At 71.4% G+C, this 1,771-nt stretch carries 2 protein-coding genes; both read left to right on the top strand.

What is annotated here, in order from left to right; all coding sequences use genetic code 11:
* Positions 1-102 precede the first annotated feature (102 nt).
* Positions 103-765: a helix-turn-helix transcriptional regulator gene (locus AOK24_RS03000; protein ID WP_055718483.1), complete on the top strand. Its 663-nt coding sequence runs from the start codon at positions 103-105 to the stop codon at positions 763-765.
* Positions 766-798: 33 nt separating this feature from the next.
* A partial coding sequence (locus AOK24_RS02995; RefSeq protein ID WP_055718482.1) for a threo-3-hydroxy-L-aspartate ammonia-lyase occupies positions 799-1,771 on the top strand: 973 nt, incomplete at its 3' end.

The raw sequence follows: 1,771 nt of genomic DNA, 5'->3' as shown, positions 1-1,771 counted from the left end.
GTGGGGGGTGGCCCGGGGTGGTCTGGGGTGTCACTCGAAAGTGGACTGTTCGTCCAGAGTCTGGATGTGTAGTCTAAAGGGTAGAGATGAGGGAGGCGGGCGATGGGAAGCGGCAGGGATGCCGAGCGGGACGCGATCCTCGCGGCGCTGCGGCCGGTGGTGGACGGGCTCGTGGCGACGTTCGGGCCGGTGTGCGAGGTGGTGCTGCACGACTACCGGCGGCCCGAGCACTCGGTCGTGGCCGTCGCCGGTTCGGTGACCGGGCGCGTGGTGGGGGCCGCGATGAGCGAGATCGGGCTGCGGGTGCTCGCCGGGGGCGACGAGGCGTCGGACGACCTGAACTACGTGACGCGCACGGTCGGGGGGAAGCTGGTGAAGTCGTCCACGATGGTGCTGCGGGACTCGGGGGGCACGGTCTTCGGCGCGCTGTGCGTGAACGTGGACATCACCGAGGTCGCCAAGGTGCAGAACCTGCTCGGCGCGCTCGCCGGACCGGCCGTGCCGGTGGCTCAGACGCCGGTGACGACGTTCGAGCACGACATCGACGCGGTGGTCGACGTCCTGGTCGACACCCACCTTCCCGCCCGGGAGGGCACCTGGTCCGACCTCGACCGCCCGCGCCGGCTGGAGCTGTTCCGCAGCCTCGACGCGCGGGGGGTGTTCGCCGTCCGGCACTCCGTGGAACAGGTCGCGACCCGGCTCGGGATCTCCAGGGCCTCGGCGTACAGCTATCTGTCGCAGGCGAGAGCGGAAGAGCGGCACTGAATGCGTGTCAACGACTGGAGAGGTGGACCACCCATGACGACCACAGACCTGCCGATCGACTTCGACGACGTCCGCGAGGCGGCCGTCCGCCTCGAAGGGGTCGCGCACCGCACCCCGGTCCTGCGTTCGCGGACGCTGGACGAGCTGGTCGGCGCCGAGGTGTACCTGAAGTGCGAGAACTTCCAGCGGATCGGCGCGTTCAAGTTCCGGGGCGCCTACAACGCGGCGTCCCGGCTCACGCCGGAGCAGCTGGAGCGAGGGCTCGCCGCGTACTCCTCCGGCAACCACGCCCAGGCGGTCGCCCTCGCCGCGCGTGAACTCGGCACGACAGCCGTGATCCTCATGCCGGAGGACGCGCCGCGCTCCAAGGTCGAGGCGACGGCCGGGTACGGCGCCGAGATCGTCACGTACGACCGGTACACCGGCGACCGCGAGGCCATCAGCGAGGCCCTCGCCGCCGAGCGTGGCCTGACCCTGATCCCGCCCTACAATCACCCCCACGTGATGGCGGGACAGGGCACGGCCGCGCTCGAACTCCTCGAAGAGGTCGGCGAGTTGGACGCCCTGCTGGTGCCGGTCGGCGGTGGCGGACTGATCGCCGGGTGCGCGACGGCGGCTAAGGCGCTCGCGCCGGGCATCCGCGTGATCGGCGTCGAACCCGAGGCCGGGGACGACACGAAGCGCTCCCTCGACGCCGGCCACCGCGTCAGCGTCCCGATCCCCCGCACGATCGCCGACGGACAGGCCCTGGACACGCCGGGGGAGCTGACGTTCGCGGTGATCCAGCGGCTGGTGGACGCCGTGGAGCTCGTCTCGGACGACGAGATCAGGACGGCGATGCGGTTCGCGTTCGAACGCCTGAAGATCGTGGTCGAGCCGAGCGGGGCGACGCCGCTGGCAGCGCTCCTCGCGGGGAAGGCCGAGGGGGTGTCCGGGAAGGTCGGGCTGATCGTGTCGGGCGGGAACGTGGACGCGGAGAGGTTCGCGGGGCTGTGCGGGGGAGGGG

This window comes from Streptomyces niveiscabiei (assembly GCF_001419795.1).
GTDB classification, from domain to species: domain Bacteria; phylum Actinomycetota; class Actinomycetes; order Streptomycetales; family Streptomycetaceae; genus Streptomyces; species Streptomyces niveiscabiei.
The sequence above is the reverse complement of the archived record's forward strand: the minus strand, read 5'-3'. Positions and strand labels throughout refer to the sequence as shown.